We start from the raw sequence: 23,551 nt of genomic DNA, 5'->3' as shown, positions 1-23,551 counted from the left end.
TTCCTATTTCCAATCCCAAAAGAAAAAGCACCCTTTTTCAAGGATGCTTTTTCAATCGCGTTTAATTAGGATTCAAATTGATAAAGTGGTGTACTTAAATAACGTTCACCGTTACTTGGGATAATAACAAGTACCTTTTTCCCTTTACCTAACTTTTTCGCAACTTCTGTTGCTGCATAAATAACTGCGCCTGAAGAGATACCAACTAAAATACCTTCCTCTTTAGCCACTCTTCTCGCATATTCAAATGCTTGCTCTGTTTTCACTTGAATAATTTCATCATATACTTCTACATCCAACGTCTCCGGAACAAATCCCGCCCCAATTCCTTGGATTTTATGTGGACCTGGCTTCCCACCAGATAATACTGGTGAATCTGCAGGTTCTACTGCATAAATTTTAATATCTTTATACGCTTCCTTCAGTACTTCACCAGCACCAGTAATCGTTCCACCTGTACCAATACCTGCAATAAACGCATCTAATTGGTCGCCCATTTGTTCAATAATTTCTGGACCTGTTGTTAAACGGTGAATTTCTGGATTCGATTGGTTTTTGAACTGTTGTGGTATAAAGTAGCCATGTTCTTTTGCTAATTCAGTCGCTTTACGAATTGCTCCACCCATTCCTTCAGGCCCTGGAGTCAATACTAATTCCGCACCGTAAGCACGTAATAAATTACGACGCTCAATACTCATTGTTTCTGGCATTACTAAGATTGCATTATATCCTTTAGCAGCCGCTACCATCGCTAAACCAATTCCTGTGTTACCACTTGTCGGCTCAATGATTGTATCGCCCTCTTTTAATAATCCCTTTTTTTCAGCATCTTCAATCATAGCTAATGCGATACGATCTTTAACACTACTCCCCGGATTCATAAATTCTAATTTTAAGTATATATCTGCGCTGTCTGATTCTACGATGCGGTTCAACTTAACGATCGGCGTTTTCCCGATTAATTCTGAAACTGATTGTGCCACTCGCATTCCTGTCACTCCTAACACCGAGTATTTTTATTGGTTTTATCTATATTTAGATTTTGTCAGAAAATTCCCTGTTTGTCAATTCATTTGGAGGGTTGCTCCTCTTAATTCCCTTATTACAAATTCTCGATTAAATTTGTAATATCTTCTTTAGAGAACTTGTATCGTTCATTACAGAAATGACAGTGAACTTCTGTCTCTTCCTCTTCTTCACGAACTTGCTCTAACTCTGTTTTACCTAAACTAATTAATACACTCTCAATACGCTCGCGTGAGCATGTGCAATTAAATTGAACATCCATTGTTTCTAATACTTTTACTTTATCTTCTCCAAGAACTGCATATAGTAGCTCTTCCGGAGAAAGACCTTGTTCAATCAACGTTGATACAGGTGGAATCTTTTGTAAACGGTCTTCAATAAATGAAATCGTTTCATCTTGCGCACCCGGCATAATTTGAAGGATGAATCCACCTGCCGCTAATATGCTATCATCTCCATTTACAAGAACACCAACACCTACAGAAGAAGGCGTTTGTTCAGAAACTGCAAAATAATACGTAAAGTCTTCTCCTAATTCTCCTGAAACGATTGGAGATTGACCAATAAACGGCTCACGCATTCCAATATCTTTAATTACAGTTACAAACCCCTCTGTACCTACCGCTTGATATACACGTAACTTCCCTTGTTCTGTTCCTTCAAAATCAACATGCGGATTCGTTACATAACCACGTACATCTCCATTTGCATGAGCATCTACTAAGATAGGGCCAATTGGACCGTTACCTTCTACCTTAATCGTTAACTTTTGCTCGCCCTTTAACATTGCGCCCATCATTGTACCCGCAGTCAAAGAACGCCCTAGTGCCGCTGAAGCTGTTCTCCATGTATCATGACGTCTTTGCGCCTCACTTACTGTATTTGTTGTACGCACACTATACGCACGCACTTCTCCATCAAATGCTAACGCTTTTACTAAATAATCTTTCATACGTATTTATTCACCTTTCTCATGCTGTAAATTTGCATTACGTTCATATAACATATACAAACCTTTTAACGTTAAAAACGGATCTACAATATCAATTACATTCGATTCTTCGGAAATTAATTTTGCCAATCCACCTGTTGCAATAACTTTAGGTTCTTGTCTAGCTTCTTCTTTCATACGCTTAACAATACCTTCCACTTGTCCAACATAACCATAAAGAATACCAGATTGCATCGCACTTACTGTATTTTTCCCAACAACACTGCTTGGTTTTGTAATTTCGATACGAGGAAGTTTTGCTGCTCTGCTATATAAAGCCTCTGCTGAAATCATAATTCCTGGCGTAATAACTCCACCCATATAATGTTTTTCTTCATTAATATAACAATATGTAGTAGCCGTACCAAAATCAACAATAATGAGCGGACTTCCATATAAGTGGATTCCTGCTACTGCATTTACAATTCGGTCTGCGCCTACTTCACGCGGATTTTCATATTTAATATTTAGTCCTGTTTTTATCCCAGGCCCTACTACAAGCGGTTTAATTTTAAAATATTTTTCACACATGCGCTCTAAAGCAAACATAATTGGTGGTACGACTGAAGACACAATAATACCTTTCACATCTTCAAACGAAAGACCCTCATGCTCAAGCAATTGCTTTACAAGCATTCCATATTCATCTTCTGTCTTATGACGATCTGTTTCCATGCGCCAATGCTGACGAAGTTCCCCCTCTTCAAACACACCTAGTACAGCATTTGTGTTCCCTACATCCAATACAAAAATCATATTCTCACCACTTATCTTATTTAATCTATATTTGTGCAGTATGTATAAAACTTATAAAAACATCATATCACACATACTTATATAATCAGCTTTCCTACCCTCATCATTTTACAAAAAGATTGCTCTCTATTTCAATTTTTAATACTAGTTTTACTTAAATTACTTTATCCACTAAGTTCTCAATAGTAATTAACAAAGATTTTAACAAACAAAAAAGGAGTGACGATAGTCACTCCTTCACTTCTTACTTATCTTCTTTATCTTCATCGTCTTTCTTCATGTTGATGTTTACTTTCACATCATCTGAAGATGTTGGACGTTCTGGCAATCTGCCGTAATCACATAAATGATTGATTTGCTCTGCATCTAATGTTTCTACTTCAAGTAACGTTTGTGCGATAATATCTAGTTTATCACGGTTTTCAGTAAGAATTTGTTTTGCACGAGCATAACATTCTTTCATAATTGATTGCATTTCCATATCGATTTCATGTGCAATCGCATCACTATAGTTTTGTTCTGAGTGGAAGTCTCTTCCTAAGAACACTTGACCACCTTGCGAGCTACCAAATTGCATCGGTCCAAGTTTGTCACTCATACCAAATTCCGTAACCATACGTCTTGCAATACCAGTCGCACGTTGGAAGTCATTATGAGCACCTGTACTCACTTCACCAAATACAATCTCCTCAGCTACTCGGCCACCAAGTAAACCAGTGATTTTATCAAGTAACTCTGGTTTCGTCATGAAGTAACGATCTTCTTTCGGAAGCATTACCGCATATCCACCAGCCTGACCACGAGGGACAATTGTTACTTTATGAACGACATCTGCTTCATCGAGAACAACACCAATTACAGTATGACCTGCTTCATGGAAAGCAACGATATTACGTTCTTTTTCAGAGATAACACGACTTTTCTTAGCTGGACCTGCAATAACACGATCCGTCGCTTCATCGATATCACTCATATCAATTTTCTTCTTATCTTGACGTGCAGCTACTAAAGCAGCTTCGTTTAATAAGTTTTCAAGATCCGCACCAGAGAATCCTGGTGTACGAGTCGCAATCGCTCTTAAATTAATATGCTCATCAAGTGGTTTATTACGCGCATGTACTTTCAGTACAGCTTCACGGCCATTTACATCTGGACGATCTACTGTAATTTGACGGTCAAAACGACCTGGACGTAATAACGCTGGGTCAAGAATGTCTGGACGGTTTGTCGCAGCAATGATAATAATACCTTCGTTTGCACCGAATCCATCCATTTCAACAAGTAATTGGTTCAATGTTTGCTCACGCTCATCATGACCACCACCAAGACCTGCGCCACGTTGACGACCTACTGCATCAATTTCATCAATGAAAATGATACAAGGAGCATTTTTCTTTGCATTTTCAAATAAATCACGTACACGTGATGCACCGACACCGACAAACATCTCTACGAAGTCAGAACCACTGATAGAGAAGAATGGAACGCCAGCCTCACCTGCAACAGCACGTGCTAATAAAGTTTTACCTGTACCTGGAGGTCCAACTAATAGGACACCCTTTGGAATACGAGCACCAACTTCAGAGAACTTACGAGGGTCTTTCAAGAATTCAACTACCTCAACAAGTTCTTGTTTCTCTTCATCCGCACCAGCAACATCTCTGAAACGAACTTTTTTCTTTTCATCATTATATAACTTCGCCTTACTTTTCCCGAAGTTCATAACACGGCTACCGCCGCCTTGAGCTTGGTTTAATAAGAAGAAGAATAAAATGAAGATGATGACAAATGGAATGATTGAAGTAAAGAATGTTACCCAAGCACTTGTTTCTTCTGCTGGTTGATACTTAACTTCGGCACCTTTCGCTTTATCATTAATTTTCTTTTGTAATTCCTCAGTATTTGGTGCATAAGTAACAAATTGTTCTCCTTGGCTAGAGTTATTAAATTGTCCTTTTACCTCAAATACACCATTTTTCGGTTGAAGTTGCACATTACGCACTTCACCGCTTTCTAGTTTAGTAATGAATTTGTCGTAGCTAACTGATGTCGTTTTTTGTGTCGAACCATTAAAATAGCTCACGATTCCAATTACTACTAAGAATATCAGTAAATAAAAGATGGTATTACGGAAGATACGATTCATTCCTAACCTCCTCTCACGGCATAAACACTATAGTAAATCGTAACATAGAAAAACTTTCCTATACAATTGTGAAGCCTATATTTAATTAATTTGAGTAAACGCTTGGTTTTAATACGCCTACATAAGGAAGATTACGGTACTGCTCTTTATAATCTAATCCATATCCTACTACAAATTCATGTGGAACAGTAAATCCAACATAATCCGCTTTCAGATCAACCTTACGGCCTGTTGGCTTATCTAATAATGTAACAATTTTTACAGACTTCGCTTTACGATATTTGAATAAGTCTACTAAGTAGCTTAGTGTAAGACCACTATCAATAATATCTTCGACGATTAAAATATCGCGACCTTCTACAGAAGTATCAAGATCTTTTAAAATTTTCACTTCGCCTGTTGAAACTGTAGAGTGACCGTAACTAGATACAGCCATAAAATCCATTTCAAGATATGTATCTGTTCTCTTTAATAAATCTGCCATGAATGGCATTGCGCCTTTTAATACACCAATTGCAAGAGGTACTGTGTTTTTATAATCCTCTGCAATAATTGCACCTAGTTCGCGCACCTTTTCTTGTATTTGCTCTTCAGAAATTAATACTTTTTCGATATCTTGATTCATCATTTCATTATCCTCCCGGAAGACTCCTTGCTTTTGTAGTGAATAATCATATATTTATCCTTCTTTGCCATCTCTTTCGAAATTGCAAATGCAGATCGTTTCAACAAGGGTACCCAAATAATAGTCCCACTTGCATCACAAACGACCGGCCATTCTTCTCTTTTTTCTTTCGGTACTTTCGCTTCGATAAAAATAGCTTTTATCTTTTTCGTACCATTCATACCTTGTATTGACATGCGATCTCCATTTTCTCTAGAACGAATACGAAGTGGATATGATATATCATTATACTTAGCAACAAATACTGTTTCATTCATGTTACTTGGTATATCTTCGCTCACCTCTGTTACAAATTCATCCCCGTTCAATAGCGTAATGGTCCCGGGTACTAATAAATCTTGTGAAAAAGGAGAGACAATTTCTTGTTTAAATCTAAAGCTACACTCCTCGTATGAACGAACAATTTTCAAATCACCCGGAAAATCAAGTGAACCTGAAGGTTGTGTCCGCTTAAAAAACTCAATCAACTTGTCAATATGTATAGAAGAAAGAGAAGATGGAATCTTATATTCATAAAGATAGTTTAATATTAGTTGAATCCCTCTTCTTTGTAAAGGCATAGACATGGATTCAAAGGCAGGAATTGATAAGCTAATTTGTTTATCACTTTTTTTTGTAATTACTTTATTCATTTTCTCAAAAGCTAATTCCTGCAAATAAGCCTCATCCTCTTGCATCTGCACGCTAAATTTTTGGAATTTCTCATGCATTTGTGGATTTTCTTCTTTCAAATGAGGAAGGACATATTTACGTAATCGATTCCTTGTATATACTTCCTTTTTATTACTCGGATCTATACGTGGCATTAAATTTAGCTTATTACAGTAATCAACAATTTCTTCCTTCGTTACGCCAAGTAACGGCCTAATTAAATATCCATTATGAAAAGGACGCTTCACTGCAATTCCTGCATATCCTTTCGGAGTACTCCCTCTTACAAGACGCATTAAAATTGTCTCGACTTGATCATCTCCATGATGTCCAAGAGCAACATATCTCGCATCATATTTCTTCATTATTCTTTCCAAAAATGCATATCTGCATTCTCTCGCAGCAACCTGTGCATTCATTCCGTATTGCTGTTGATATTGTGATACATTAATCCTTATCGTTTCACAAATAATTCCCAGTTCTTCACAAAGGCCCTGCACAAACTGTAAATCCTCATAAGATTCATCACCTCTAAACATATGATCCACATGAGCAACTACAATTTCCAACTGTTTTTCCGCTCTTTTTTCTAATAAATAATATAAAAGCGCTAACGAGTCAGGACCACCAGAAACTCCCACAACAATTGTTGAATCATTCTTTAATACATCATGCTGCTTTACAAAGTCATCTACTTTTTCAACAAATGTATCTTTCAACTTCGCAATCACCTTTCATTAAACAAGAACAGCAACCTTAGTCACCTTGTCTACAATGGTACAACTTTTACAAACATTGTGCAAAAAAAAGATATACAAAAATTACATTTTTATCTTACATCCTCCGTGTATATTCACAAAATTAATAACATTACCTTTTCCCACAAAAAAACCTAGGTATTCACCTAGGTTTTTAAAATCAAATTATAGATAAACATTCCACTTACATTTTACTGCGCCTGCATTCCTACAATCGGAATCGTAGCCCACTTCGGCATATTTTTCTTCACTTTTGCCACTACAATAGTCATATCATCATTTATATAACCATCACAAGAGCGAATCACTTCTTCCATAATGATATCAGCAATTTCTTGCGGGTCTTCGGTTTGCAATTCTTTAATTTTTCGTTTCATCCACAATTCATGATTCTCCACATGCTGTGCTCCTTCAAAAATCCCATCGCTCATCATAATAAGAATATCGCCCGTTTTTAATTGTTCACCCACCACATCAACTTCAACATCTTCGATGATTCCCATCGGCAAATTACTTGCTTCAATTTTCAAAATATTATTTGCGCGTTTAACAAAACTCGGCGTCGATCCAATCTTTAAAAACCTTGCACTCGCATCCCGCAAATCTACCATAGCTAAATCTAATGTCGTAAACATTTCTTCTGTCGTTCTCAAAGAAAGAATTGAATTGATAGACTTAATTGCTATTTCTTCATCAATGCCTGATTGGAGTATTTTTTGTAATAATTTCACCGTTTCCTTACTTTCCATATGAGCTCTTTGCCCATTACCCATACCATCACTAATCGCAAGTGCATATTTACCAACACTTAAATCCATCATCGCATAAGAGTCACCCGAAACAAATCCACCGCCTTTTGCAGCTGTAGCCAATCCTGTATCAAGAGAATACGTCTTCGCCGAACCAAATGATATTAAACTATGGCCATTTGGATAAGACGACTTTTCTTCATGTTTAACGACAATATTTTCTTTAAGGATATCTGAAAGCATCGGTGCAACTAACTTTTCACACTCACCATGTTCATTAGATGCAACTGGAATTAACATTTCAATATCAATACTTCCTCTATCTAAACAATAAATATCAACATGCTCTACTTCAACACCAAAATCTCGGAACGCTTGCATAATCTGTTCTTCCTGCACTTGATGATTTTCACGCTCTCGTTGTATCTCCTTAGCAAAATCCTCCATAACCTTTGATACACCTAATAGTTGCTCCGCTACTATTCTACGATTTTCCTTCATTTGTTTTCGTAATTTTTGTCCCTCATAGAAGTGATCTAATTCACCGGCTACTAAATCCGTCACTTTTTTCCCTCTCACACAATGCTTGTCCCACTCACGAACTAATTTACGATTATGTTGCAGGGTTCCTTCTTCCGTTTCATTCATTATTTGTTTCATATAATCGTACGTTTTATCAAAATTCACTACCCAGCATTGATCCTTTTTAAAGCATGTTTGACATGTTTTCGCAGTAATTGTACTCAAAAACAAATCTGCTTCTGTCTCTTTATCTTCTTCCTCTACATACCCATATACAGAAAAGCTATTAGATAAAGCAGCAAATACATTTGCAAATTGGTTGATTTTATTTGCTGTAACATCACGCATCCTTCTTAAATATTGTTGTTGATCTTGCGAATGCTCTTGTGTACCTGGCATAAATTTAGCAATACGATCCAAAACAAGCTTCGGTGTTAATAAGAAGATAACAATCGCTACACCTGACTCAATTAAAGTTGTTACAATATTTGTCTGTTTGTCTACATATAATGTAATTAAGCTTGTCCCAATTAATAAACCTAAACTAACACCTAAACGCTTTCCTTCTTTTAACAATCCACCAAGCAATCCAGAAAAAGCAAGAAGGCTAAGCTGAGACAAGCTAGACACATTTGCTAAACTTAATATTAGTCCTGTTACAACCCCCACTGTAGACCCTGTGGCAGCACCCGCAATAAATGCAAATACTAGCACTAAATACCTTGTAAAAATATGTTGAATAGAAGCATCATATACAAACCAATCTGTTGTACCCGTTAAAACAGATGCTAGTAATATAATCAAACAAACAATTTCTTCCGTCTCTAATGCCTGTTGTTTTCCTTTCCTTTCCACTAAAAGCGGGACACTTTGTAAAAATATCATAGTTAATACAAAACTAAGTCCAGCCTCAATGGTACTAACGAGTAAATCGTACATGGTGACAGTTTGTTGCGCAAAATATACAACAACTAAGTGTGCGGTTAATGCGGAGATAAATACTTGAAATGGAACAAGTCCAACAGTTTTACGTGTAAATCGACTAAAGAAGATATTATAAATGAAGAAGGTAAAGATAGATGCAAAGGTAAAAAACAAATTATCTATCGATACTGAAAGAGCTCCTCCCATTAGAGCTAAAAATGCTAGCGGCATCTTATCCCGCTTCATAACATAAACAGCAGCAAAAAATGGCAGTGCAAACGGTAAAATATTTGTTAATATATATGCTCGTCCCAAAAGAAAACCAATAACAACAATAATAAATCCCCATCTAAAGAAAACTTGCTCAAATTTCATTCGCAACTTACTCGTCCACTTTATTCCACCAAGCTGACTCTCATTCATTGCCAATGCACTTGTATTCATAGTATTCCTTCCTGCTTTAGGCATATTTTTAACACCACCTGCATAGTTTAATTACTGTCATTATAAAAGATGATTGTTGGTTTTTTTGTCAAAACAACAGTTTTCACTTTTATAATCGTTCGACTTTTTATTCGAAATAACTCTACAGATATACAGGGTATGTAAGTTATTTTCGGTATTTTAATTAAATATTCAGAAAATATAGGGTGATTTTGTAGAAGTGTTGTATATCTTAATTTATTTAACAAAAAAAGATCATGCAAATTTGCATGATCTTTTTAGATGACCCGTACGGGATTCGAACCCGTGTTACCGCCGTGAAAGGGCGGTGTCTTAACCACTTGACCAACGGGCCGTTAAATTAAATATAGCGGCGGAGGGGATCGAACCCCCGACCTCACGGGTATGAACCGTACGCTCTAGCCAGCTGAGCTACACCGCCATGTCGTCTTATTTAACGGACAATTAGTATCTTACATCAGATACTGATTAAAGTCAACACATCTCAAAAACTTTTTTGAAAATATTTTTTACATATAAAAAAGCACCCTGAGCCATCACTCTGGGTACCTCTCTATATGTTAAAAACTAAACGTCCTTATTATCCGCGACGCGCGCCACGGCCACCACGTTTAGACTCTGTGTTACGCTTTAAAGAAGTTAAACGATCTTCGCTATCTTTTAAGAAGCGTGCCATCTTTTGCTCAAATGTTTCTTTCGGAGCTCGGTCGTTACCGCCACCGCGATTATCTCTGTTGAAAGAGCGATTATTACGTTGTGGACGTCCAGAACGTTGTTGATCACCACCGCGTTGGTATTCACCACGTGGACGATCTCCTTCTGTTTTTTCACGTTCTTTCGCTTTTTTGATAGATAAACCAATCTTTCCATCTTTTTCAACATTAATAACTTTTACTTCTACTTGGTCGCCCACTTTTAAGTGATCGTTAATATCTTTTACATAGTTATCAGCAACTTCACTAATATGAACAAGACCCGTTAAGCCCTCTGGCAGCTCCACAAAAGCCCCAAAATTTGTAATACCTGTTACTTTACCCTGTAACTTGCTGCCTACCTCGATTGACATAAAAAAAATGCTCCTCCTTAGTGGTTAAAAAGTCAAATTTTACTTTATTATATATAATCCTAAAATATAGTGTCAATAAGACATACTCTACTTAGAAACAGGAAAAATTATCTCCCCTTTACCAGAGAAGAAATAATCCCTTCTAGCAATCTTTAATACGTACTCTTCATCATTTAACTTTTGAACTTCGTCTTTTAGACTTTTTTCTTTATTCGTTAATGAATCCAGTTCTTTTTTCATGTCCTTAACTTTTGCTTCTTTTGCTTTAATGGAACTGTTTTGTTGATAAAACGTTACACTAATACTCGCAATAATTGTAAAAGTAAAGACAAGAAAAACCGCTAAACGGCGATAAAGTCGCTTCCTGTTCTCATCCGTTTGTATTATATGCTCTTTAACAGGATTTGGACTCTGTTTTTCGATTGTTCTTTGTCTCAGTTCCCTCATTTCCGAGGTCCCCCTAACTTCTTTTTTATATGCTCCCATAGTTGGAAGATATGTCCCTTCAATTTTGCTATATATTGCAGGAACCCTATATGTTTCACTATAAAAAGTTTAACACGATTAGGGAGAAGTTTCCATATGAGCGAAGCAATAAATCGAACAGGCCAGAAAAAAACTTTCCATATGAAAAGTAATATCCAAATCACCATTTTCCATAACACATGTCCAATTGAAAGCAGTATACGAAATAAGAATAATATAAATGCAATAAATAGCTGCGCTATAATAATAACAGGTTTTATCATGAGTAGCTGTATAATTCGAACAAAAAAATATGTTGTTTGCATAAAAATATAGATGAGAAAATTTAACAGCTTCATGTATAGTGCCTTCAATAAGCTTTGATATGCCGCAAAACCACATAATAATGCCAAAAACACATATATACGTAGCTCAGCTTCATTTACGAGAAGCAATACATAAAAGACGAATAATGCTTGGACAATCCAAAATAATATATCATGTATAAATACAAGCCAACGTTTACGTTCTTGGCGCTTTAAAAAACGTTGATATGTATCTAAAGACGCTCCAATCCAAGCACCCATTCCAATCATTGAAAGCATTGTATACAACTGAATTGTTAAGCTCATTTAAACAACTTACTAAAGAAACCTTTAGTTTTTTCCCCTTGATTTTCATCAATATACAGCATCTCATTAACTTTCCCTTTAATCGACACAATACCTTTTTCCACATCTAAATTTTTCATTTGTAAATTTTGACCACGAATCGTTAAAAAACCCATTACGGTCTCTAGTAAAAACTCTTCGCTATCAAAACTCTCTACCTGCTTCACACCGGTAATATCAATTATACGCCTGCCACGCATAATAATGTCATGCTCTACAGAAACATTTTGTTGATTAGAAGACGTAGGTGAGTAACCATTATTCACGTAAATCCCCCCATAGGTTTTTACTAGCTAATAGTAATGTATGAGGGGATAAATGATTTTAGAACAAGCCTTCTTCCGCTTTTACTTTTTCTTCACGAACTAAGCTATACATATTTGCTGCATCTTCTTTTTTAGTTGTTTCTTTTAATTCATTTATTTTCACAGTCACTATTTTTTGACCAAAACGAATTGTTAATTCATCAGCTACTTTCACATCAGAACTCGCTTTTGCCACTTGACCATTAATAGATATTCTTCCTTGATCAGCTACTTCTTTCGCTAATGTTCTTCTTTTAATTAAACGTGATACTTTTAAAAACTTATCTAGACGCATATCAAATCCCCCTATTAACGCTCTGTTTGTTTCGCTTCTTCCCATAAAACATCTAACTGTTCTAATGATAAATCTTTCATCTCTTTATTCATTTCAGCTACTTTTGCCTCCATGTATAAAAAACGACCAGTAAATTTCTCATTAGTTGAACGTAACGCCTCTTCTGGATCTATTTTGTAATGACGAGCTATATTAACAAATGCAAATAGTAAATCACCAAACTCACCCAGCATCTTTTCCTCATCCATATTTGTAACCTCTTGTTGGAACTCTTGCCATTCTTCCAAAGCTTTCTCTATCATCGGTTGCACATCAACCCAATCAAATCCAACCTTACCAGCTTTCTTCTGAATTTCATAGGCGCGTAGTAACTGTGGCAAACTTTTGGGAACGCCATTTAAAACAGATTCTTTCACGAATCCTTTTTCTTGTTTTTTAATTTCTTCCCAATTTGCAATCACTTCATCAGCGCTGTTTACATCCGTATTTCCAAACACATGCGGATGGCGACGAACCATTTTCTCAGATAGAGTTCGAATGATATCATCTATAGAGAACCAACCTTCATCTTCTCCGATTTGAGCATGAAGCATAACTTGTAATAATATATCACCTAATTCTTCTACTAAGTGATCATCATCCTCTTCATCGATTGCTTCCAACACTTCATAAGCTTCCTCAATTAAATATTTCTTTAATGATTGATGTGTTTGCTTTTTATCCCACGGACAACCATTTGGACCACGAAGTTCCGCAATAATTTCTCTAAGAACATCAAACTGTTGATACAAGGACGCACGCTCCTGAACTGGCGGCACGTACACACTCGTTAAATTATTCAATTCCGTTTCATGATCTAACATGTACAACGGTACCTTCTTTACTTGTTCAAATGAAGTTCCTGCAGCTGTTACGATATACACTTCATAATCATCTGGTAACATCTCCATTAATGTTAATTTCACATCAGATGCAACGAATGCATCATATACTTGGCAAAAGATTAAATGTTGACGCAGTTCTAATTGCCCTCTTTCAAATGATGTAGCATCAAGTAATTGGAATCCTTCAATCGGATCAATCTTTAGACTTGCAAACATAGGATCAAGGAAACTTTGTCCACCCTCAATTCGCACTTCAACATTTGAAACTTCTCCTTTTTCTAACAGCAGCTGAACTGTTCTTTCTGCTACAAGTGGATGCCCGGGAACAGCATAGATAATTTCTGTACCTTCAGCTTGTTCTAGCAATTTATTCGCAATTGTTTCATATACAATTTCAAACGTATCATGTGCTTCATATACAGCATCAAAAGACGTATATTGTACGCCTTCTTTCTCCAATTCTTCTATAACTGGATGTTCTTTCGTTCTAACAAACAGATGGTCTGCTTCTTTTATTTTTCGATATACACCCATCGTTAGCTGATCTAATTCACCAGCTCCTAAACCTAAAATAGTAATGATTCCACTCACAAACAGTCACCTCTATCCACTCTTCTTCAATGAACCTTCTTTTTTCTCTTGTTTCATAACGGTTCCTAATTCTTTTTTTGTAAATACACGTAATTTCAAAATAAAAAACATATATGTCAATCCGCCGATGGCTACACCTAACAACGCTTCAAGCGTCGCGCTTCCTCTATGTTCCGTATTAATTACTAATCCAGACATCTGTAACACACGTGTGAACACCATTAATACAAATCCCATACAAATACCACTAATTACTATCCCTAACATATTTCGCTTATTGATAAGTGACCCTGATACAGCTCTCGTAAGCAACAAACTATTTAATCCAGAGATTATAATTAACGCACATAAAGTCGCAAAAGCTGCACCTTTCACACCAAAATAAGGCATGAATATATAATTTAACGCTAACTTTAAGCAACCTCCAAATACAACAAATAATGCTGGCTTAAACGTTTGCCCTAATCCTTGTAAAATAGAAGCTGTCGTAATTGACAATGAACTAAATAAAATAGATAACGATAAAATAGATAAAACATCTGATCCATCACTGTTTTCAAACAACATAATATTGGTAGGTTGAATAATACAAGTTAGTCCAATAGCTGCTGCAAGTCCAATAACAAATGTTATTTTCATTGCTAACTTTACCTTTTCTTGAATAAAGGAAAGATCTCCTCTTTCCTTCGCCGCTGTAATAATCGGAATAAGTGACAACGAGAAAGAAGTCGTCACAACAGTACCTAATTGCATTAGCGGAATACTTCTATCATAAACACCCTTTAATACCTTTGCATTTTCAGCCTGTTCTCCCGCACCAATAAGTAAGCTGTAAAAGGACACTGAATCAGCCATCTGTATAAAAATAAGCACTAAATTACTAACACAAATCGCTAACCCCTGCCAAAAAAGGATTTTAACTATCTTCCTTTTACCCTTAATTCTCGCTGCACTTTTGAAGAATATAGAACGAAAATCTTGACGCATATACAATATAAGTACAATAATCCCAATAAGTCCACCCGCAATTGAGCCTAACATAGCCCCTGCACCAACTGTATATAAATCAAATCCGTGAGCAATTAGGAATAGCGATAAAAACACAATAATAGAAACTCGAATTGTTTGTTCTATTACTTGCGAAACAGCCGTTGGCATCATATTATTAAATCCTTGAAAATACCCTCTTGCTACAGACAAAAATGGCATCAATAAGAATGAAAATGAAATAACACGTAGTAACTTATCTAAGTGTATATCGCCCATAGCTGCCGCAATTGTTTCGGCCCCAAAAAACAATGTAAAGAAGCCTATAAAACCAATTCCTAATAAGAACCAAAAAGATACACAAATAATTTCTTCTGCTTCTTTTTGTTTTCCCCGCTCTAGTCGTTCTGCAACCATTTTCGAAATGATAACAGGAAATCCATAAGTAGCTAAAATTAAACAAAATCCATAAAACGGGTAAATTTGTTGGTAAATATAAAACCCAATATCCCCCGCTATATTTTGATATGGAATACGGTAAAAAGCGCTTAATACTTTTGTAACAAAACTTGCAATCGTTAATATAATAGCCCCACGCCAAAAGGCTTGATACTTCTTCGCTTCCATACAAGAAAACTCCTTTTTCTATTCTCACCTCTCGTATTATATCATAAAGAAAAGAACAAACTCCCTTACCAACACGGGTAATAATGAGTTCCTACATGTTAAAAATATTCAACGAAAAAAGGTAGCAAAGTGCTACCTTCATTCAATATACATATATCTCCAAATAATTGATTTCTCGAAAAGAAAGATCATAATTAGGAAAGATTGCTACTTCTAAAATCAATATACCCTTACTGTTCCATTTGTTTCGCTAAGAAACTGGCAGCAGTATTAACCGCTTTATGCTCGATCTCGCTTATAATGGCTTCTTTTGAGAAAATAATGACGGCTCCAATCGGATCTCCGTTTGCAACAATCGGTCCAACTGTATAAGAATGAACCTTTTCTGTTACACCATCAATAATGGAAATATCACTTTCATCCGTCATAATAACAGACTTTCGTTCTTCCATCGTTTTTTCAATTAGATCGCCAACACTTTTATTTAAGTATTCTTTTTTCGATACGCCTGATACTGCGATGATAGAATCTCGATCACACACAAGCACATTATGTCCTAAGCTGTCATATAAAGCATCAGCATATTCTTTTGCAAAATCACCTAGCTCACTAATTGGAGAATACTTCTTTAAAATTACCTCTCCATCGCGATCAACAAATATTTCTAGTGGGTCTCCTTCTCGAATACGTAAGGTTCTACGAATTTCCTTCGGGATTACTACCCTGCCTAAATCATCAATTCGACGTACGATTCCAGTTGCTTTCATTCTAATGCTGCCTCACTTTCTACTGATGATCAAAGTGGTGAATTTACCTGTTCATGTAAAAATCACCAACTGTTAGACATAGTATTTTACACATTAGTTCTTCTATGCACGTCGAATTGTATTTTTTTATCTTATTTTAGGCATTTATTACTTCTTTTTTTACATCTGGTAAGCCTTTTAATAAATTTTCAGCAATTGTTAACCACTTCGATGTCTCTAAGCCATTTGTTTTCATAACAATTTTCAATTGTGATCCTTCCATTCCTAAACCGATCATACGTCCAAAACTATTTCCGAGCATGAATAATTTTCCACCATCAATATTTTGGCTTGCTTGTTCAGAAAACAGGAATGTTACTTCAAATTTATTCTGCTTAATTAATTCAATTTGTTCTTTCATTGCCAACACTTTAATATTTGCAATTTGTAATAAATAACCAACTTCTTGTGGATAATCGCCAAATCTATCGATCATTTCTTCCTGCAATTCTTCAATATCCTCAATTGCAGAAACACCTCTAAATTGTTTATACATCATAATTTTTTGCTTACTATCTGAAATATAAGCATCTGGTAGATATGCATCTACCTCTAAGTCAATTTCAACATTAACTATATTTTCAGCCCCATCTGTTCCTCTACGCTGTTCAATTGCATCTTTTAACATTTGAGAATATAAATCAAATCCGACAGAATCAATAAATCCATGCTGTTCTGCCCCTAACAAATTACCTGCTCCACGAATAGATAAATCTCTCATCGCAATTTTGAAACCAGATCCAAGTTCCGTGAACTCTTTAATTGCTTGTAGACGCTTCTCTGCAACCTCTGACAGCACTTTGTCACGTTTATATGCAAAGTATGCATATGCAACACGATTAGAACGTCCAACACGCCCACGAAGCTGATACAACTGTGATAATCCCATACGATCTGCATCAAATACAATTAACGTATTTACATTCGGAATATCTACACCCGTCTCAATAATTGTTGTACTTACAAGAACATCATGCTGTCCTTCTAAAAATGATAGCATAACAGACTCTAATTCGCTTTCGTTCATTTTCCCATGTGCGTACGTTACGCGGGCATCTGGAACTAACATCGAAATTTCATCCGCTTTTCTTTCAATATCCTCTACACGGTTATATAGGAAGTAAACTTGACCACCTCTTGCAAGCTCTCGCTCTATCGCCTCTCGTATTAATGCTGGATTATACTCTACTACATACGTTTGGACTGGGAAACGATTTTCTGGTGGTGTCTCAATAACAGATAAGTCGCGCACACCAAGCATAGACATATGAAGCGTCCGCGGAATCGGAGTTGCCGTTAATGTTAATACGTCAACATTCGCCTTCAATTGTTTAATTTTTTCTTTATGTGTTACACCAAATCTTTGTTCTTCATCAATAATAAGAAGCCCTAAATCTTTATACGTAACATCTTTAGATAAAATACGATGTGTTCCGATTACAATATCTACTGTTCCATCCTTTAAGCCCTTAATTGTTTCATTTTGTTGTTTTCTCGTACGGAATCTACTTAATAAGCCTATATTGATCGGATAATCTTGAAAACGCTCTCGAATTGTTTCATAGTGTTGCTGCGCAAGAATCGTTGTCGGTACTAAAATTGCAACTTGTTTTTCATCCATAATTGCTTTAAATGCCGCACGAATAGCCACTTCAGTCTTTCCATATCCTACGTCACCACAAAGGAGCCTATCCATTGGGCGTCCGCGTTCCATATCTTTTTTAATCTCGTCAATAGAACGTAACTGATCCTCTGTCTCTTGATACGGGAAAGATGATTCGAACTCTTGTTGTTCTGCCGTATCTGGCGTATATGCATAGCCTTTTGAAGCTTCGCGCTCAGCATATAGTTTAATTAGGTCATCCGCAATGTCTTGTACAGATTTTTCAACTTTCGTTTTAACCTTCTTCCAATCATTACCACCTAATTTATAAACTTTCGGATCCTTACCTTCAGATCCTACATATTTTTGAACTTGATCAATTTGTTCAATTGGAACGTATAGCTTATCATTACCTTGATATTTAATATTTAAATAATCTTTATGAACACCATTAATCTCTAATGTCTCAATACCTAAAAATTTACCTATACCATGATTTACATGAACTACATAATCTCCAACTTTTAATTCCGAATAACTTTTAATACGTTCAGCATTCGATAACTTTTGTTTACGTTGTGATTTTTTAACTTTCTTATGAAAAAGCTCCTTTTCAGTAATGACAACAAGCTTTTGCATCGGCATTTCAAAACCTGCATGTAAATCACCTACAGCAATTTGTAACCTTCCAGGCAATAAAATATCTGTACCTTCTACAATATCTGCCTCAATATCATAATCACTTAAAATATGTTGTAATTTTTTCACACGTTCATCATCTGTTCCAAGTACAACAGTCGTAAAATGCCCTTCATTCCATCTATCAATTTCTGTTTTTAACAAATTCATCTGTCCATGGAAATCTTGCATTGTTTTACATGTTACATTAACAATATTTTGCGGATGTGTGTGTGCGATATGACGCAAGAATAACGTTAAATATACAAAACTTCTTTTTTTATGATGAAGAAACCCCTCGAATGGGTGAGAGAAAGATAAATCTTGAATAATCGTTCCTTCACCAAGAAGTGATATATACCATTCCGCCTCTTCTGTTTCAAGATGCGATGCTGTTTCTTGAATACGGGAAATCTCGTCTAAAATTACAACACCGTCTTCTGGTAAATAATCTATCAGACTAGCAGGTTCTTTATAGAAAATAGATAAGTATTTAAACATCTGTTCTATACTTTGCCCGTTTTTCAACATCTCAATTTCATGACTTACCGTCTCAAGCACTGTAGTCTTTAGTTTATCATCAGAAAGTTTTTGCATCGTCTTAGTCAACCCTTCTTCAAGATGCTGAATTCCTGATTTTAATTCTTCCTGCGAAAATAAAAACTCTGTTGCCGGACCAAACCTAACGCTTTCTTTTTTACCTTGAGAACGCTGTTCATCCACATCAAATAATCGAATAGAATCGACTTCTGTATCAAAGAATTCAATACGAAATGGTAGTTCTTCAGTTAAAGGATAAATATCTAATATTCCCCCACGCAAACTGAACTCCCCTGGAGCTTCTACCATCGACTTACGTTCATAGCCAATATGATGTAAAGTATGCAAGAGCGCATCTAAATCAATCTCTTGCCCTAGATTGATTTCAACTTGCTTTTGCTTCCACAATTCTTTTATTGGTAAAAATCTACGCAATCCTGCCACTGGCGCTACAATGATTCCATTCTCTCCCGCAGCCAAGCGATTTAACACTTCTATACGTTGCGCCTTCAATTCTGGACTTGCAACTCCAATTTCCGATGCTATCAGTTCATTCACTGGATATAACCACACATCTTTTTCACCAAGTAACGCCACTAAATCTTCATGTACTTTTTGTGCTTGGTATAAGTTATGCGTCACGATTAATTGTGATTTTTTTGTTTTTTTATATAAAGCCGCCATTAATAATGAACGAGAAGACGTTGCCATCCCTGATATAAGTTGTTCTTTTAACCCATCTTCTAATCCATTAATAACCGATTGTATCTCTTCATTTTTATAAAATTGCTCTAATAAACCTATCATTTTTAAAACCCCTCTCAACATAAAGAGCAAGTCATTCTATTTTATGCAAATATTTTGGAAAAGGAAAACAGAAAAATGCTTTGGACATGCCAAAGCGACAACATTTTATTGCAGAAATTTTTCATACTCATAATACTCAGGATAAGATGCGAGCGTTTCTTGACACGATTCACAAATCGTTTTTATATATATATTTCCATTCTCATGAAAATGAATCATTTCTACTACTTCTTGCTCTGTTAGTTGAAATAAAACGTCGCTATATACTTTTTCTGCGTTAATGGAGCCTACATTACCTCCGCAGTGTCTGCAATAATAATATCCTTCCATACTAGCCTCCTAAAAATTCAATTACTACTAGTATGGGTAAAACAAAAGAGAAATATTCCCAATCTCATTTTTAACTATTGAAAGTATTCATGATTTGGAGAAAAGGCTTATTTAACCACTCTTCACATGCATCCGCTGCTTTTTCAATAGAATGGTTAACATCCGGAATCTCTTCAGATGTAAAGCGTCCTAATACATAATCGACTACCTTCATTCCATTTTTCGGGCGATCGATTCCCATACGGATACGTTGAAATTCTTGTGTTCCTAGGTGCGAAATCGTTGACTTTACACCATTATGTCCACCAGCACTACCTTTCATGCGAAGACGCAATTTACCTACAGGAATGTCCAAATCGTCGTACATAACAACGAAGTCCTCAACATCAATTTTATAATAATCCATGAGTGGACGAATACTTTCCCCAGATAAGTTCATGTATGTTAGCGGCTTTAATAAGATTACCTTTTCTCCATTAACAAACCCTGCACCAAATACACCTTTAAATTTTTGTTCATTCAAAGAAATGTTCCAACGCTTCGCAAGTTCATCAATGGCCATAAATCCAATATTATGCCTTGTTAATTCATATTCTCTACCTGGGTTCCCAAGTCCTACTATCAATTTCATTCTTGTACCACTACTTTCTTTTTTCGATACGAAAAGACGTAACCAATTTTGGTTACGTCTCATTCTATCCAATTAATTGAATAATACACTCACAGATTCTTCTTCGTATACACGAATGATTGCTTCTCCGATTAATGGAGCAACTGAAAGTTCATGTACTTTGTCGATTTTCTTCTCTTCTGGTAATACGATAGAGTTCGTTACAACTAACTCTTTAATATTTGAATTTTGAATACGCTCAATTGCTGGACCAGATAATACTGGGTGTGTACAGCAAGCATATACTTCAGAAGCACCGTTCTCAACAAGAGCGTTTGCTGCTAATGTAATTGTACCAGCTGTATCAATGATGTCATCAATTAAAATCGCTGTTTTACCTTCAATATTACCGATAATGTTCATTACCTCTGATACATTCGGGCGAGGACGACGCTTATCAATAATAGCGATTGGCGCTTTTAGACGATCTGCCATTTTTCTTGCACGAGTTACACCACCATGGTCAGGAGACACGATTACGATATCTTTAAGACCTTTTGTTTCAAAGTAATCTGAAAGAATCGGTACACCCATTAAGTGGTCGATTGGGATATCAAAGAACCCTTGAATTTGTGGAGCATGTAAATCTAGAGTGATTACACGAGTTGCACCTGCTGTTTCAAGCAAGTTTGCTACAAGTTTCGATGTAATTGGTTCACGAGAACGCGCTTTACGGTCTTGACGCGCATAACCATAGTAAGGAATAACAATATTAATTGTTTTCGCAGATGCACGTTTTAATGCATCAATCATAATAAGTAATTCCATGATATGTTCGTTTACTGGGAAGCTTGTAGATTGAATAATGAATACATCGCAACCACGGATACTTTCTTCAATGTTAATTTGAACTTCTCCATCACTAAAACGATCAACAGAACATTTTCCTAGCCCTACTCCAATATGCTTTGCAATCTGCTCAGCAAGTTCCTTATTAGAGTTTAAAGAGAATACTTTCAAATTAGAATTTAGATATTGAGTCGACATCTAGATTAACCCTCCACATTATGATTTTTTCTTATTCAGCAATTGATCAACATAGTCTTCTTTGTTAACTTGACGTGCACGTGCTACCGATAATGCTTTTGATGGAACATTCTCTGTAATTGTAGAGCCTGCTGCCACATAAGCACCATCTTCAACTGTTACTGGAGCAACAAGGTTTGAATTACATCCAATAAATACCCCATTACCAATCACAGTTTTGAATTTATTCTTACCGTCATAGTTCACCGTAATTGAACCACAACCAAGATTCACGTCTTCTCCAACTTGTGCATCCCCGATATAACTCAAGTGTGAAGCTTTACTTCTATTACCAAAGACAGTTTTTTTGATTTCCACGAAGTTTCCAACGCGTACTTCGTCTCCAATAACTGAATCTGGGCGAATATGTGCAAATGGACCAACCGATACTTCTGTACCAAGCTTACTATCATGTACAGTAGATTGTCGAATTGTCGTACGATCTCCAATTTCACTATCGCGAATTACTGTATGCGGTCCAATTTCACAATCAGAGCCAATTACAGTGTTCCCCTCAATAATTGTTCCTGGATGAAGAACTGTATCACTACCGATAACTGCATCAGCAGAAATATAAGTGTTACTTGGATCAATAATTGTAACACCGTTTACCATGTTCTTTCGGTTGATACGGTTTTTCATAATAATTTCCGCTTGCGATAGAGCGACTCTGTCGTTAACACCTAACGTTTCGTCGAACTGCTCTGTTTGATAAGCTGATACGATATGACCTTCATTTTTTAAAATCTCAATAACATCTGGAAGGTAATATTCACCTTGCACGTTATCATTTGAAACTTTAGAAAGTGAAGCAAATAAAGCCTTATTATCAAAACAATACGTACCTGTATTGATTTCTTTAATAGCTAATTCTTTCTCATTTGCATCTTTATGCTCAACAATCTTTTCAACATGACCATTCTCATTACGAACAATACGGCCATATCCAGCAGGCTCTTCTATGTATGCTGTTAGCACCGTCGCCATTGCTCCTGCTTCTTTATGTTGCTGAAGTAATGCTTCCATTGTTTCAGCAGTTATTAGAGGCGTATCACCACAAATAACTAAAGTTGTTCCTTCTTCATTTGCAAGTACACTTGCAGCTTGATCTACAGCATGTGCTGTACCAAGTTGTTCTGCTTGTAATGCAAACTCACTTACGTTCCCTAGCTGTTCTTGTACCATTTCAGCACCATGTCCAACAACCGTTACAAGTTTCTGCAATCCTAATTGAGATACTTGATCGACTACGTGTTGTACCATAGGTTTTCCACATACAGGATGCAGCACTTTGTATAGCTTAGACTTCATACGTGTGCCTTTACCTGCAGCTAGAATCACTGCAAATCTGTTTGACATATAGACCCTCCATCGCAACCTATTTATCCATTAAAGATATTATCCTAAATCATCATATATTTCAAGAAACACATTTTAACTATTAAATTTTACCATAATTCTTATAAGATGTTTTACTCTTTAGTATCTTTTTTAAGAAATAAGCTATACTATTTAAAATGATTTTGA

The 23,551-nt window shown here is 36.1% G+C and carries 20 protein-coding genes and 2 tRNA genes; all 22 read right to left on the bottom strand.

Annotation, left to right across the window (positions count from 1 at the left end; translation table 11 throughout):
• Positions 1-65 precede the first annotated feature (65 nt).
• Positions 66-989 carry a cysteine synthase A gene (gene cysK, locus DN399_RS00390; RefSeq protein WP_001261712.1) on the bottom strand — a complete coding sequence of 308 codons (924 nt, stop codon included), beginning with the start codon at positions 987-989 and terminating at the stop codon, positions 66-68.
• Positions 990-1,102: 113 nt separating this feature from the next.
• Positions 1,103-1,978, bottom strand: coding sequence for a redox-regulated molecular chaperone HslO (hslO, locus tag DN399_RS00385; protein ID WP_000656372.1), 876 nt, complete (start codon positions 1,976-1,978; stop codon positions 1,103-1,105).
• A gap of 6 nt (positions 1,979-1,984) precedes the next feature.
• Entirely contained in the window at positions 1,985-2,773 is a 789-nt protein-coding gene (locus DN399_RS00380; RefSeq protein ID WP_000578368.1) for a type III pantothenate kinase, read from the bottom strand.
• A gap of 244 nt (positions 2,774-3,017) precedes the next feature.
• Positions 3,018-4,919: an ATP-dependent zinc metalloprotease FtsH gene (ftsH, locus tag DN399_RS00375; RefSeq protein WP_001079667.1), complete on the bottom strand. Its 1,902-nt coding sequence runs from the start codon at positions 4,917-4,919 to the stop codon at positions 3,018-3,020.
• An 85-nt stretch (positions 4,920-5,004) separates the two neighbouring features.
• A complete protein-coding gene (hpt, locus tag DN399_RS00370) occupies positions 5,005-5,547 on the bottom strand; it encodes a hypoxanthine phosphoribosyltransferase (RefSeq protein ID WP_000981842.1) in 543 nt (180 codons plus the stop codon).
• Positions 5,544-6,974 (bottom strand): tRNA lysidine(34) synthetase TilS, encoded by a 1,431-nt coding sequence (tilS, locus tag DN399_RS00365; protein ID WP_000655463.1) that lies wholly within the window; start codon positions 6,972-6,974, stop codon positions 5,544-5,546. Before tilS ends, hpt begins: the two co-directional genes overlap by 4 nt.
• 230 nt (positions 6,975-7,204) lie before the next feature.
• Positions 7,205-9,676, bottom strand: a complete 2,472-nt coding sequence (gene spoIIE, locus DN399_RS00360; protein WP_001123552.1) for a stage II sporulation protein E — start codon at positions 9,674-9,676, stop codon at positions 7,205-7,207.
• A 259-nt stretch (positions 9,677-9,935) separates the two neighbouring features.
• Positions 9,936-10,007 (bottom strand) — tRNA-Glu (locus tag DN399_RS00355).
• 13 nt (positions 10,008-10,020) lie between these two features.
• Positions 10,021-10,094 (bottom strand) — tRNA-Met (locus tag DN399_RS00350).
• Between the two features lie 159 nt (positions 10,095-10,253).
• Positions 10,254-10,739 (bottom strand): S1 domain-containing RNA-binding protein, encoded by a 486-nt coding sequence (locus tag DN399_RS00345; protein WP_000021451.1) that lies wholly within the window; start codon positions 10,737-10,739, stop codon positions 10,254-10,256.
• Positions 10,740-10,826: 87 nt separating this feature from the next.
• Positions 10,827-11,186 (bottom strand): cell division protein DivIC, encoded by a 360-nt coding sequence (divIC, locus tag DN399_RS00340; RefSeq protein WP_001208739.1) that lies wholly within the window; start codon positions 11,184-11,186, stop codon positions 10,827-10,829.
• Positions 11,183-11,836, bottom strand: a complete 654-nt coding sequence (gene yabQ, locus DN399_RS00335; protein WP_000059772.1) for a spore cortex biosynthesis protein YabQ — start codon at positions 11,834-11,836, stop codon at positions 11,183-11,185. Before yabQ ends, divIC begins: the two co-directional genes overlap by 4 nt.
• Entirely contained in the window at positions 11,833-12,141 is a 309-nt protein-coding gene (gene yabP, locus DN399_RS00330; protein WP_001059104.1) for a sporulation protein YabP, read from the bottom strand. The genes yabQ and yabP overlap by 4 nt, the downstream gene beginning before the upstream one ends.
• A 58-nt stretch (positions 12,142-12,199) precedes the next feature.
• A complete protein-coding gene (locus DN399_RS00325) occupies positions 12,200-12,475 on the bottom strand; it encodes an RNA-binding S4 domain-containing protein (protein ID WP_001234876.1) in 276 nt (91 codons plus the stop codon).
• Between the two features lie 14 nt (positions 12,476-12,489).
• Positions 12,490-13,950, bottom strand: coding sequence for a bifunctional methyltransferase/pyrophosphohydrolase YabN (gene yabN, locus DN399_RS00320; protein WP_000014239.1), 1,461 nt, complete (start codon positions 13,948-13,950; stop codon positions 12,490-12,492).
• Positions 13,951-13,962: 12 nt separating this feature from the next.
• Positions 13,963-15,564 carry a putative polysaccharide biosynthesis protein gene (locus tag DN399_RS00315; RefSeq protein WP_000387579.1) on the bottom strand — a complete coding sequence of 534 codons (1,602 nt, stop codon included), beginning with the start codon at positions 15,562-15,564 and terminating at the stop codon, positions 13,963-13,965.
• A 230-nt stretch (positions 15,565-15,794) separates the two neighbouring features.
• Complete coding sequence (spoVT, locus tag DN399_RS00310) at positions 15,795-16,331, bottom strand: stage V sporulation protein T (RefSeq protein WP_000648302.1); 537 nt, start codon at positions 16,329-16,331, stop codon at positions 15,795-15,797.
• A gap of 136 nt (positions 16,332-16,467) precedes the next feature.
• Positions 16,468-19,998, bottom strand: coding sequence for a transcription-repair coupling factor (gene mfd / locus DN399_RS00305; RefSeq protein WP_000579686.1), 3,531 nt, complete (start codon positions 19,996-19,998; stop codon positions 16,468-16,470).
• A 105-nt stretch (positions 19,999-20,103) separates the two neighbouring features.
• The gene (locus DN399_RS00300) at positions 20,104-20,328 is read right to left on the bottom strand and encodes an anti-sigma-F factor Fin family protein (protein ID WP_000399438.1); all 225 of its coding nucleotides are present in this window, start codon (positions 20,326-20,328) and stop codon (positions 20,104-20,106) included.
• A 70-nt stretch (positions 20,329-20,398) separates the two neighbouring features.
• Positions 20,399-20,959: an aminoacyl-tRNA hydrolase gene (pth, locus tag DN399_RS00295; protein WP_000767702.1), complete on the bottom strand. Its 561-nt coding sequence runs from the start codon at positions 20,957-20,959 to the stop codon at positions 20,399-20,401.
• Positions 20,960-21,031: 72 nt separating this feature from the next.
• Complete coding sequence (locus DN399_RS00290; protein ID WP_000107420.1) at positions 21,032-21,985, bottom strand: ribose-phosphate diphosphokinase; 954 nt, start codon at positions 21,983-21,985, stop codon at positions 21,032-21,034.
• An 18-nt stretch (positions 21,986-22,003) separates the two neighbouring features.
• Positions 22,004-23,383: a bifunctional UDP-N-acetylglucosamine diphosphorylase/glucosamine-1-phosphate N-acetyltransferase GlmU gene (glmU, locus tag DN399_RS00285; protein ID WP_000071041.1), complete on the bottom strand. Its 1,380-nt coding sequence runs from the start codon at positions 23,381-23,383 to the stop codon at positions 22,004-22,006.
• Positions 23,384-23,551 lie beyond the last annotated feature (168 nt).

The sequence above is a fragment of the Bacillus sp. AR4-2 genome (assembly GCF_008274865.1).
GTDB classification, from domain to species: domain Bacteria; phylum Bacillota; class Bacilli; order Bacillales; family Bacillaceae_G; genus Bacillus_A; species Bacillus_A cereus.
Note: the sequence above shows the minus strand (reverse complement) of the source record. Positions and strands in the feature narration are given on the sequence as shown.